This is a genomic window from Pantoea rwandensis (genome assembly GCF_002095475.1).
GTDB classification, from domain to species: domain Bacteria; phylum Pseudomonadota; class Gammaproteobacteria; order Enterobacterales; family Enterobacteriaceae; genus Pantoea; species Pantoea rwandensis.
The window spans coordinates 283,531-296,492 of sequence record NZ_MLFR01000002.1; the positions used below are offsets into that span (position 1 = coordinate 283,531).

The window sequence follows — 12,962 nt, forward strand, 5'->3', positions numbered from 1 at the left end:
CTAACTAGCGTCAAGAGAGCGAAACAGGAAATGTCGATGAGTTCAAAAATTAGGGATCTTGCAGCGGATCCTTTTACGGACCCAGACCAGCGACTGGCTGATGTTGCATTTGAGAAGCTGGAGGAGATGATCGTCATGCGTATTTTGCCTCCGAATACCATGGTATCGGAGCAGCAACTGGCAGCTGAGTTGAATATGGGCCGGACGCCAATACGTGAGGCATTACAGCGTTTACGCCAGATCGGGTTTGTCGAGATGCAGCCCAGAAGAGGCACAATGGTGTGTGGGACAGACATTCACCAGCAACTGGAACTCCTTGAAGTGCGCCGTCCGCTTGAAGAGCTGGTGGTCAGTTGTGCCGCAGAGCGGGCAACGCCCGAAGAGAGAGAGCTGCTGCAAGATTTGAGCAAAGGCATAGTCAGAGCTGCCGCGGCTGGCGATACCACTGATTACTTGAGATATAACCGCCTTATTCATGAAAGTGAGGTTAGGGCTGCGCATAACAGCATGCTAAGCCAGATAATGGCCGCCAATCACGCCCAATCCCGCCGCTTTTGGTATCAGCATATTCAGCAAAATCGGGCATTTGAAGAGGGTGCGAAATGTCACAGTACTGTGCTGGAGCAGATAATTGCAGGAGATGCTGAACGTGCCCGCCTGGCTGTGAAATTGCTGATGGAGTTTCTGGAAGGACTCACCCTCTCAACACTCAATAAATACTCATCTGGCACAGGTAAAGGTTCGTAGAGGTTTATTAATGTAAAGGTATTTACGAAGAATCATGTTGACATACAAGCTATTAAGCCAGAACCATGATTTTTTGATCGGTGTCGCATTACCTGTTGATGCGGCATTTCAGTACTGCTTTAGATAGTTAATATTCGCCCTTAGTGTTTGCGCCTGCCTCATTCAATATGAGCTGGCGCTTTATTTCTGCTTTTTCAGTTCCGAGTGTGCAACCGAAGGCATAATTCATGGAGTTTTCCCTCGTTAAAACGAACACAGTTTATATATCGCTAGCAGCTGATTATTGACATTTCCGATAGTGAAGTGCCCGTGTATCTGATTATCAAGGTTGATAGTATCGGAATGTTCTTTCGACACGGCAATAGCGTGATCAATGGTGCGCTAGTCAATATGCAGACTCGCAAAAACACTGAAATTACTAATAACAGTGAAATTGTCAACAAAGAAATTACAATACTGACAATCAGAAAAAATTAAAAGAAGGGAGATAAATAAAACATCTCCCTTATCTCAGATAATTTGAGAAAGCGCTCAGAAATTAACCCCAGCCTGATCCATACAACACAACAACTCATATATCTTTTAAATCTATTAACACCTTTATAAAGTTAAAATCTCTGCTGTAGAGCTTAGGGAGCATATTTGGAGCATCTTTCAGGCCTATTCGGTGCGTTATCAAAAGGGATGGCTTTAACGTGCCCTTCTGCATGTAATCGAGTGAGGTTTTCCACTCACGACCAGGAAAAGGAGCAGACAACGAATTCCAAGACCCTCGAATTGTGAGTTCATTACGGATAATTTTCTCGAAACTCGTTCTGTCAAATACCACATCACCATAAGGTATGCCCAGGAGCAGAACCGCTCCCCCTTTACGGGCAAAATTCATTGAACTGACTATTCCTGCAGCATTGCCAGAAGACTCAATAACCAGGTCTACACCTCTTCCCTGGGTATCCTCGGCAAAACGCTCGGTAAACCCTTCTGCCGTCACATCATATCCTGCATCCGCTCCGGCACTGCATGCTATATCCAGCTTTGTTTGTTCGGTATCAAGGGCATAGACTTTCCCTGCTCCATATATACGGGCCCACTGCACAGCTAACTGCCCAATGGTTCCGCATCCCACTACCGCCACCGAACTCCCGGCTTTGATATTGACCTGATCGAGTCCGTGCACTACAACCGCCGAGGGTTCCACGAAGCTCGCGTCTTCATAATCAAGGTCATCCGGTATTATGACAACATTAGCCGCAGGTACACTTACATACTCTGCAAAGGCTCCTTTATGATGGCCACCCAGCACCTGCAGACTGCTGCATTTTGAATACTGTGACTTACCACAGTATTCACATTCAAAGCAGGGAAAGCATGGGCATGCCACAACGCGATCACCCATTTTTATGCTAGTTACACCTATTCCTACAGCGGCTACGACACCAGAAAACTCATGCCCCCATGTCAATCCAGGGTTATACGATCCAATTTTGCCAAAGCGGGAAATGTCAGAGCCACAGATTCCAGCTGTATTTACGTGAATGATAACCTCATCATCCCGCTCAATTTTCAGCATGGGGACTTCTTCGAATCTGACGTCCTGCTTACCATATAAATTCAGTGCTTTCATACCCGATCCCAGATGCAGGTGGAACGATCATGTACTGAATAATGGCCCGCCCTAGGGCAGGCTATTCTTTAAACGGTCCCAGACTGAGACAACTGTGCAGACAGTTCAGACCATACCTGTTGAGATGTGCGTTCCCAAGTAAGCGGTGTCACCGAAATAAAGCCGGCCGCAACGGCGGACACTTCGCTATTTTCAGGTAGATCTGTTACTCCGTGTTCTACACGCAACCAGAAGTAATCCTCGCCATGAGGGTCAGCCGTAGGCGTGACTGTTACACCCTTCACCTTACCTATGCCCTGTCGGGTGACTCGCATCCCGTTAACCTGGCCCTGAGGAAGGTTAGGGAAGTTTACATTAAGACAGCATCCTGCTGGCAATCCGGCGTCGAACAGGGTTTGCAGAACTGGCAGACACTGTTCTGCCGCAGTATGCCATTCAGGCTGATCTTCGGGACGCTTATCCTGACTTAATGCGATCGATGGAATACCGAGTAGTACCCCTGTGATAGCTGCACCTACAGTGCCTGACAACACTGTTTCAAATCCAATATTAGAACCACTGTTAATGCCAGACAGTAATACGTCCGGTGGAGAATCTTTCATCAAATACCTGACCGCTACCGCCACACAGTCTGCCGGGGTGCCATGTACTGCAAATTTTCTAGCTCCACGGGCTTCAACGCGCACCGGTTCACGCAGGCTGATTGAGTTAGAAACACCACTTTTATCAGTCGCTGGCGCAACAACCCAGATTTCATCTGCGAAATGTTCCGCTACTTTTTCAAGGATTTGGATGCCTGGTGCATCTATCCCATCATCGTTAGCCAGCAGAATTCTACGAAATCGCTTTTGTGACATAATGATTCTCCATTTTCCGGACGTAGGGCGTCCTGAAGTCTAACCTCATTTAATGAACTTTAGTCGGATGTAATAATTATTCTTTCTCGCCAAACCCGCTGGCAAATAATCCTTTTATTTCGCTCATTGCATCCAGTTCATCTGAACCGTCAACGATAATTTCGATATTTGAATTACCTTTAACGCCAGCACCTAATACACTCATTAAGCCTTTAAGAATTACCGTCTTCTCACCATTAACGAGTGTTACTGACGACTCATACTTTTTGATCGCTTTGATGAGCGTAGCAGCTGGACGCGCGTGGAGTCCCGTGCTGTTAACAACACGTATATTTTCTCTGATCATTTTTTAATCCCGATTTTGCAGGTAAATATCTTACTTATATCAGGACGCGCGATTCATCATCTGAATTTTGCTGAATACATCAGCTTCTACCGCAGCCTTAGCGCTAGTCATTACGCGAGCCAGGTTCGCTTCATTATTGTTTTCAGTCCAGGCTTTACCTACTGAAGTAATAAATGCTTTTCGCAGGTCACTTGCAATGTTCACTTTAACAACATTGTATTTAACGAAGCTGCGGATAATATTTTCATCAATACCTGAGCCACCATGGATAACCAACGGTACCGGGCAAATTGAAGCGATTTCCTGCAGCAAAGGAATATCAATGCGAGGAATATCTTCCAGGCCGTGAACGTTACCTACTGATACTGCCAGCATGCTGCAGCCGGTTTCCTGAACGAAGCGCAAAACCTGCTTAGGATCTGTTTTGCAGTCAGCTTCGCTGACATGGTCGTCCTCTTTGCCCAGAATAGCCCCCAATTCGGCTTCAACCGGAACACCAAACGACTTACAGAAATCAACAGCCGCTTTAGTAAAAGCGATGTTTTCTTCAAACGGCAATTCTGCTCCGTCAATCATCACGGAAGTAAAGCCAGCACGAACCGCCTGTTTAACATCATCCAGTTCTTTACCATGATCGAGGTGCAGGCTAACAGGAACATCCATAGTTGCAGCGCGCTTTCTGACGATCTCATAAATATAATCGTAACCAGAAAGCTTGGCATTCGTTGGTGCAATCTGAATAAAGTTTGGTAAACCAGAACGTTCAATTGCGTCTAAAATTGAAATTGTAGTTTCCAGGTTAGTGGTATTGAACGCGCCTGCCAGAACGCGTTTTTCCTGAATGCTGCTCAGAAGAATATTACCGTTTACTAATGGCATGACATTTACCTCTCTCTTCGTTGAAGAACTGTACCTAAATAATATTTGTCAGATTTCAGCCATACATTGCCGAATTCCAACGGAATGTTGTTTTCGAAGTACACGATTTGCTCCAGATGCAGCACCGGTGCATCTTCATGAACTTCTAAATAATGGCCACGCTCAGCACCAATTATTTTTGCTGCATAACGGCTTTCAGAAGATGCAATTTTCTTACCTGAAAGCCGTTCTACCGTTGGGAAAAGATTATTGTTGTTGAAGTCGATATTCTCAATGCCAGGGCAGTGAGCAATATTGATACGGTTTTCGATCAACATGACTTTTTCACCTTCCACGCTACGAACACGTTTCAGGTATAAAATCGGTGCGCCCACTTCAATTCCTAGCTTGGATGCCACCAGCTTTGAGGCAACGTCATTGCGAGATTCGATAACCTCAGTTTCAAAATGCAGGTGCTGACTTTCCAGAGACTCCGCAAAGGACAGCAGGCCCTCACCCAGGGAATAAGAGATGTTTTCGCTTTTGACGAATGTTCCCTTTCCCTGCACCTGAACCAGCATCCCTTCATTAACTAACATGGTAACGGCTTTTTTGACCGTCCCGCGGCTGACTCCCAGCATGTCCATGATTTGGTTTTCTGACGGCACACGGTCACCGGTGGTCAGATCACCTTTGTAAATATTTTCACGGATCCACTCTGAAACCTGAAGGTAAAGTGGCACTTCAGAATCTTTCAAAACGGTAGTCATGCGATGTTCCCTCTGTAATTAAGATCGTCTATGTACGACTATGCACAAGTATCGCCCGAACATAACCTTATTTCCCGGTATTCACAAACGATCTGCTTCACAAAATCTGCGCCGCTAGTGGCATGTAACTCGGCGGCAGCTCTGGGAATATCGTAAAAAGTAAGCCCTGAATTTCTATTACTCGTCCATTTGCATGATCACCTTCAACACGTCATTGTTTGGGTTTGAAGCAAACTCAATTGCTTCAGCCAATTGTGACAGTGGGTAGGTGTGCGTGATCATGTCGTCGACGTTGATACGATTGTTACGGATAATTTCAACAGCTTCCGGCATCTCATAAGAAGAGAGTGAATATGTACCTATTACTGAGATTTCATCCCGGAAGAAACGTGCTGCATCAATACTGACCATGTTGTTATGATCAAATGGAGAAAAGACGACTACTCGTCCTCCACGTCGCAGCAGGTTAATGGCTTGCGGCAGAAGTGCAGAGACGCCAGCAGCAATGACCACCACATCAACACCGAGTCCCTGAGTGATTTCATTGATACGCGCTTCAAGATTTTCTTTGGCTGGATTGATTGCATGATTGATCCCCAGACGAAGAGCAAGGTCCAGTTTGAACGGCGATAGGTCAGAAACAATGACGTTCGAAGCCCCCATCATGGCTGATAGTTGCGCACTGAGAAGGCCAATGGTGCCAGAGCCCATAACCAGTACGCTACAGCCGGGGGTAATGACCGCCTGTTTCAGTCCATGCAAGCAGCAGCCGATCGGTTCAACCATTGCCGCTTTTTCCCAGGACACGCCTTCTGGAATTTTATGCGTCAAATGTTTGACATGTAACTCAGGTAGGCGAATGTACTCAGCAAAACCACCCGGCTCAATATTGGTAGGTTTGAACTGCTCACACATGGTGAAATGACCACGATCGCAGTAATGGCAGCTAAAACATGGAACGTGAATTGCTGTCACTACGCGATCACCGGGACGGAACTTAGTCACTCGCTTGCCAACCTTAACTACTTCAGCCGCCACTTCATGGCCCAGTACGACTGGCCCCGTGACAGTCTGATGCTGGGCTTTATGAATATCCGTCCCACATAATCCGCAGCTCTTCATTTTCAAAAGAACGTCACCGTCTTCAATTTCAGGCACGGGAAGATCTTCATAGCGGATATCGTTTTTGCTGTAATAAACGCTGGCTTTCATGATTTACATCCTGCTCATCTGATTTTCAATTTGGATTTTGGTCTCGTAGAGATGCTTGTATATCTGCTGATATACCGTAGCGAAGCTCTCCGCTGATTTCGCATCGGGCTGGTAGCGGACAAGTGCATCCTCTGGCATCGTCACATCTCTTGGTTCAACACCTGCGCCTCTGGCACCTAAGATTGCTGCCCCGCGACTTACGGCCTCAGGAAGCTTACACGCCACAATTTCACGATTAAGAATCGTTGCCTTTAGTTGCAGCCAGTAAGGGTTTTGGCAGGCTGCACCAATAACCATGACCGATTCCCAGTGATTGCCGGTTAGCGTTTCATACGTTTCCAGCAAATGACGCAGCTCATAACAAAGCCCATGGAAAACCGCTTTCAAAAACTCTTCCGGATCAGTCTGGTCCTCAACACCATAAACCAGCCCTTTTGCATGTATGGTCCTTCTTGGCGGACCGCTGCCGCGCAGGTGAGGTATCAAGAAGCTGTCAGTTGGTTTCTCAGCTGCGCCCTTATTCATCAGCCAGATCGTCATGCAATTAAAATCAGCTGGTTTCAGATTGAACAGGTTGGTAAACCACTCAATCGCATAACCAGCAGATGGCAGAGACGCATACAGAGTGTATGCGTCACGTAGTACGTGATGGCCATTAGATACACGTGACTGGTAATACTGTTCAGTCGCTGAAGGCTTATTAAGCACCACCAGCAGACCTTCAGTTGTTCCAGTAGAATTAAGAATCTGCCCTTCTCCTGTCAGACCAACCGCTACAGAGCCAACCATATGGTCGTGACCTGAAATAGATATCTTGGCCTGTGCCGAAATTGCTGTGACTTCACTTAATTGCATCAGCAAGTTGCCCGTTGGCTCACCTGCTGTAACCAACGGGCTGAACAGGGATAGCGGGATATCCATCGCAGAGCATATCTCCTCTGACCAGGTATTTTTCGTTATATCAAATGCCAGTGTACGGGAGGCAAGCGAGTATTCTGCACGTTTGACACCGCTCAGGCGGAAGGCGATGTATTCCGCCATACACAGCCAGCTGGCTGGCTTCTGATTTTCGGTGTGCTCCATCAGCCACAAAATCTTATTTAGGCTGTAATTACTGTGTGCAGGTATACCTGTTATTTCATAAAGACGGCTTTCACTGATACGACTTACGACCCGCTCCAGTTGCGGCTGGGTGCGGGTGTCGTACCAAGTCATAACCGGGCCGATTACCTTATCTTCCGCATCAAGCAGGATGCCGGCTTCCCCTACACTGGCTACTGAAATACTGACGATATTTTGGGGATCTTTAACAGTTGCAGCGACATTAGCTAAACCATCAATAATCCCCTCCCACAATGCATTAATTTCAAAATCACTGCCGTGTTCTGTAATTGTTTTTGGCGTAACGAAACTGTGTTTTTTTATTAATTCAAGATCCGCAATTCGATATAAGCAGACCTTACAATTTGTTGTTCCAACATCTATGCCAATAGCGTACATATCTCTCCCCTCTGGAAGGGAATAACATCAATCATTAATAAAGAAGGGAAATACCACTCAGCCTTTCCCTTTTTTAGCGTTACTTTATGACTTACTTAGACAGTGCAGCCTGTTGTTCAGCAGCATTCTCTTCCATCTCTTCACGCTTCAACTGCTTGTTCGTCATGCGATACAGAAGCAGGCAGGTGACGAAGATGACCGGAATAAGCCCCAGAGCAATCAGATTGCCTTCAAAGATTTTCACCATCCAGAAGCGGAACGGGTTACCACCATCCAGCAGACTTGAGATCTCACTGTCCGTATTAATCGGGAAGTGGATGCTTTTCGCTACTGAGGTCAGGATTGGTGCCGCTGCAGATGCCACATACAGGTTCACTGTCAACAGTGGAATACCCAGGATAAATGCACGCGCAATGTTTCCGCGGCATGCCAGTACAACCATCGAGATTGGTACCCAGATATTGGCAAGGTCACCCAAAGGCAACAGGCGGTTACCTGGCAGCACTACCGCCAGAAGTACACCAACCGGGATTAACAGCAGCGCGGTAGACAGCACTGACGGGTGACCCACTGCAACAGCAATATCCAAACCAATGTAGAGGTCATCACGATCCGGGTATTTCTTACGCAGGAACTTTTTAACCGCATCAGACAGTGGCAGCAGACCTTCCATGAGCAGCTTAACCATCCGTGGCATAATCAGCATCACTGCACCCAAACTCATCGCCAGCGTCAGCACGCCTTTGAAATCGTAACGTGCCAGCAATCCGATTCCTGCTCCAAGAATGACACCCAGCATCATGGGCTCGCCAAAAATCCCAAAGCGTTTCTGAATTGCATCGGCATCAGCATTCAGCTTATTGATGCCTGGAATCTTATCGAGAACCAGGTTACCCAGCAGGCCGAACGGGAAGAAGATGGCCGATGAAAGCGTTGGCAAAGAAATACCCGGTAGGTTGAAGTATTTCTGAATCATCGGTGCACACCAGTCAGCCAGCAACAAGGTGATAATCGACGTCACGCCAGCAATCAACAGTCCGAACATGAAACTGCCGGTAACGTTGTAAACCATCGCGCCAACCATGGAGAAGTGCCAGAAGTTCCACACATCAATGTTAACGGTGCGAGTCCACTTAAGCGTCAGCATTAATACGTTGATACCGATAGTCAACGGCACTACAAACGGTGCAACCTGAGATGCCCAAGCGATAGCAGCCAGTGGCGTCCATCCCAAGTCCACAACAGGCAGGTTAATACCCGTGTGCTTAACCATGTCTTTGGCCGCTGGCCCCAACTGATCAAGTAGTAGTCCGAATACCAGGAAGATACCGATAAAGCCCATACCGATAGTCAGTGCTGAACGCAGCGCCTTACTAAAACCGGCTCCCAAACACAGGCCCATAATAAAGATGATAATTGGCAACATGATGGTGGGGCCAAGCGCCAGCATGTACTGAATTCCGCCATAGAGTGTTTGCAGCATCTGCCTGTCCTCTGTTATTTCTTCAGAAGTGCAACAATTTTTTCGAGGAGATCTTCTTCACCGAAACCCGTCAGCAACGGCAGACCATTTAACACTGGCGTCTGCAGGTTGGTCTTAACGGCTGAAGTTACGATGATCAGATCAGCCATACCATCCTGAGAGGCAATAGTGCCGATATTGGATTGAATAGGCTCAACGTTGATGCCGTTCTCTTTGCAGTAGGTAACAACTTTCTCAGTTGCAACCGCAGAGGTAGCAATGCCACTGGTACAGGCGAAGATAATTTTCTTATTCATTTCAGACTCCGTTATTTTTAATCGGATTTCAAAGCACTGGGGGTACAGTGATCAATCGAGATTTTTAGCCAGGATCTGCATAACATCCTCAACGGAGGTCGTGCTTAGCAGGGTGTTCATCTCTGCTGTTTTCTGGAACAAAGAAATCAGCTTCATCAGGAACTCGAGATGCGCATCTTTTTCTTTCAGAAGCAGAAAGAAAATGACATTCACCTTCATTGTCAGGTCAGGATCTTCTGCCTGATTGAACTCAATGCCTTCAGGGCATGTGACAACAACCAGTCGCTCCTCGCGGACATGTTCAACATCAACATGGGGGATCGCGACGCCCATAGTTTCCAGCTGCATTGCTGTTGGGTGGTTCTGCTCACGTAAAACCAGAGCCTCACGGTAACTCTCTTCAACAATCCCTTTGGCAAGGAGTTGATCAGTGATTTTGCTGAACAACGCATTACGGTCCTGCGGTGCCTGATGCAGATGGATAAGCTCGCGATCTAGTGATGTATTCAATGGCATCTTGTACCTCTGTCCTTCCAAATTTTATCGAATCTCCTGACTCATCGTGACCAGTGTCAGGCATGGTTGTCTATGTACAACTATGTTCAACCTGAGTGAACCCTACTCCTGAGAAGTGGCTGCGAGCAATGTGCTCTGACAGGTTTTGTGCTTCTGCTCACACAAAAAATTTTGTTTCTTAAAACAGGCGCTGAAAAAACAATCATTAACTTCATGAAATATAGGATATTTATAGGTAATTTTATCGTTTCTTTTTGAAAAAATAGAATTTAAATTTAGCCAGCAAATAGTAACAGCTGTAATTAAATTAACTTGAACTTATTTAAATTATAATAATGGTTTTTTTGTGAACTAAAAGTTTAATCATATCAATACCCTGAAGTTAGAATCGCAACTCGTGAAATCTTAATACCGATAACTTTGGGTTGACGATGTCATTTAACATGCTGTACACAATACGCCCTAAATTTAATACTACATTTTCAACTACGTGGTTTACATGGACGATATCAATTCCGTAAAAAAAATAATGCATTTCTACTATTGTCTTCTCGTTAATATGAAAATGAGAAACGCGCGCCAACTTGTTATAAAAAACAAGAGCACGCAAGGATAGTTAAGAAATGGTTAAAAAATGCCAAAGATAAAAAGTTATTTGATCCTTTAGTTTGCAATGAGGTCGATTGGCTTGTGACTGAGGTTGACCGTTATTCTCCAGCCCAGTTTGAAGAAAGGATCAATAAGATATATTATCTTTCGAAGGAGATAATTCAAGAGAACCGTTCACATTGATTTTTTTGCTGTCGAAACCTGACATTTACTTTAAATCGCTCAACCATGAAAAAATAAATAGGTCACCAAACATTTCAGCATGACCAATATCCATTACATTGTTTATCCTTCAACAGGCAACAGGCAACAGGCATTTTGATCAGAGGGAGAATTTAATTAAATAAAAATAACATACACTTTTCATAATGTGCCATTCATCTCCTAGAGTCCTTCTATATTTTTTGGGAAGAAAAGAGCAGAACCCGCTTCAAACGATACGGGTTCTGCGCCTTCAGGAGTAGAGGTTCCCTCACCGTGCAGTCTATGTATGCTCTGCAATTTATCGATAAGATCCATGTGAATACTCCAAAATACCTGTATTAACATTTCCACTGCCAGATAAGCTTAGTTTCAATCCAAAAAAAGATAACTAGCGTGCCTGGCAGACCTTTCATAGTCCCTCTTTGGACAAAACCTTTGTTGGGCGCAGGTTGAATATATTTTACAACACTCATAGCATTTAAAACCCATATGAAAAACAAAAATAGATTTAAAAAATTAAATAACTGCATCTGATTATTACGAAACATTAACCTTTGTAAAACACTTTCCATTTCCTCCACAAAATTATTATTTGAAATAGTTATTAAATCCACAAGTTTCAAATGTTATTTTTTATAAGTCGTCGCCATATAATTCTCCACTCGGTAAGAAAATGGGCTAATAGCCCATACCCTCGTATCGACCATATAGATTACAACTGACATGGAGGAGGATCCAAAATCAAAATGCTCCACCACTTGTCTGGTCATGCTTGAGTGCAAAGATTAAGTTTCATTTTCCTGTGCGTCTTTTTTTCTAATCACTACCCCATAGTAACCTTTTGCAGAAGCAAGACTGACTATCCCGCCGCGCACGTCAGACCACAGTGCGGCGGGGTCCCGTTCCGTAGGGACTCCAAACCCACCAGCTCCCGGCCCTTTACCTTTATGATGTCTCCGGGCTAGCACTGCATGACGACTTTATTGCCGTGTTCAATTCGTTGTGAACCCCTTATGGTTGTAAAATGAGCCAGCACCGCACTCATACTTCCAAAAGATGCAATAACAGACCGGTTCTACTTACGTGAAGTCACCGTTGCTTCGGGTGGCATCACCTGAAATCTCATAACAGTCGTCAGTTCACTCCTGTATTTACTAAACCGGCGCTGTCCATGTACAGGTCGTACTGATGGAATACAATCGGGACTACCGCTTAATTGACTTCGATAGAGTATTCTTCATGTAATCCTTCAACCCTCCGTATCCATTAGGGCCATTATGTCGGAGAGTGCCACCAACTCCTCCGCCAACCAGACCTAGCAATGCCCTAATGCTGCTATTAGCACTATCAAGCGTTCGTATATTCATGATGGCATTCCTACTGGGAAAATTTGCTGAGAGCCGATCCGGCAGCACCCTCAAGAACACTCCTCATGTTGCAATCTGTGAATGCGTACACGTAAGGGAACGCAGCTACCTGCTGCGGGCGGTTCACAGCTCATTACAGTCCCCTCGCGGAAGTACTCACCGCGTGAGACGCATCGTTCCTTCATTGAGTAAGAGAGAACTATCAAGCGTTGAAAGCCCTACCAGGCAAGTGGATGTCGTTCTCGTCCGCTGGTAGGCATGTTCAGTTAAGACGCCAACTGCAGACCTCTGCCTGAGAACTCAAGTTCAAGCGTGTCTCCTGTTACCCTATTAGTTATTGCTATCCGGCATGAATATCCGCCCTCTTCATCTGCATAATCTGAGTAGAAATATTCACTATCGGGAATAGTCTGGATGATTCTGCGTGCCTACTGTTCGGCGTAGTCCTGAATGCCTTCAATATCAGACAAACAAGCTTCCGCTCCAAAACGTGCAATGATTTCATATATCTTCTTCTCAACAATAATTACCGAAGCAGTCTGCACGTTAAAATCCCCTCAGTTTTGCTCAAGA

11 protein-coding genes are annotated in these 12,962 nt (G+C 45.5%); 1 reads left to right on the forward strand and 10 read right to left on the reverse strand.

The features are described from left to right. Positions 1-36 precede the first annotated feature (36 nt). Positions 37-747 carry a GntR family transcriptional regulator gene (locus tag HA51_RS05010; RefSeq protein ID WP_158087363.1) on the forward strand — a complete coding sequence of 237 codons (711 nt, stop codon included), beginning with the start codon at positions 37-39 and terminating at the stop codon, positions 745-747. Positions 748-1,318: 571 nt separating this feature from the next. On the opposite strand, the gene HA51_RS05015 is transcribed toward HA51_RS05010, so the two are convergent. From HA51_RS05015 to HA51_RS05060, 10 genes are all read right to left on the reverse strand, one after another. Beyond that, positions 1,319-2,371: a galactitol-1-phosphate 5-dehydrogenase gene (locus HA51_RS05015; RefSeq protein ID WP_084932609.1), complete on the reverse strand. Its 1,053-nt coding sequence runs from the start codon at positions 2,369-2,371 to the stop codon at positions 1,319-1,321. 68 nt (positions 2,372-2,439) lie between these two features. After that, entirely contained in the window at positions 2,440-3,228 is a 789-nt protein-coding gene (gene surE, locus HA51_RS05020) for a 5'/3'-nucleotidase SurE (RefSeq protein ID WP_084932612.1), read from the reverse strand. Between the two features lie 76 nt (positions 3,229-3,304). Beyond that, positions 3,305-3,574 (reverse strand): HPr family phosphocarrier protein, encoded by a 270-nt coding sequence (locus HA51_RS05025; RefSeq protein WP_084932615.1) that lies wholly within the window; start codon positions 3,572-3,574, stop codon positions 3,305-3,307. A 39-nt stretch (positions 3,575-3,613) separates the two neighbouring features. Then, complete coding sequence (locus HA51_RS05030) at positions 3,614-4,453, reverse strand: class II aldolase (protein ID WP_084932617.1); 840 nt, start codon at positions 4,451-4,453, stop codon at positions 3,614-3,616. A 5-nt stretch (positions 4,454-4,458) separates the two neighbouring features. After that, complete coding sequence (locus HA51_RS05035; protein WP_084932619.1) at positions 4,459-5,202, reverse strand: GntR family transcriptional regulator; 744 nt, start codon at positions 5,200-5,202, stop codon at positions 4,459-4,461. Between the two features lie 177 nt (positions 5,203-5,379). Continuing rightward, positions 5,380-6,414 (reverse strand): zinc-dependent dehydrogenase, encoded by a 1,035-nt coding sequence (locus tag HA51_RS05040; protein ID WP_084932621.1) that lies wholly within the window; start codon positions 6,412-6,414, stop codon positions 5,380-5,382. Between the two features lie 3 nt (positions 6,415-6,417). Continuing rightward, complete coding sequence (locus tag HA51_RS05045; RefSeq protein WP_084932624.1) at positions 6,418-7,914, reverse strand: FGGY-family carbohydrate kinase; 1,497 nt, start codon at positions 7,912-7,914, stop codon at positions 6,418-6,420. Between the two features lie 91 nt (positions 7,915-8,005). After that, entirely contained in the window at positions 8,006-9,397 is a 1,392-nt protein-coding gene (locus HA51_RS05050; RefSeq protein ID WP_084932626.1) for a PTS galactitol transporter subunit IIC, read from the reverse strand. Positions 9,398-9,411: 14 nt separating this feature from the next. Continuing rightward, positions 9,412-9,693 (reverse strand): PTS sugar transporter subunit IIB, encoded by a 282-nt coding sequence (locus HA51_RS05055; RefSeq protein ID WP_084932629.1) that lies wholly within the window; start codon positions 9,691-9,693, stop codon positions 9,412-9,414. Positions 9,694-9,744: 51 nt separating this feature from the next. Further along, the gene (locus tag HA51_RS05060; protein ID WP_084932632.1) at positions 9,745-10,209 is read right to left on the reverse strand and encodes a PTS sugar transporter subunit IIA; all 465 of its coding nucleotides are present in this window, start codon (positions 10,207-10,209) and stop codon (positions 9,745-9,747) included. Positions 10,210-12,962 lie beyond the last annotated feature (2,753 nt).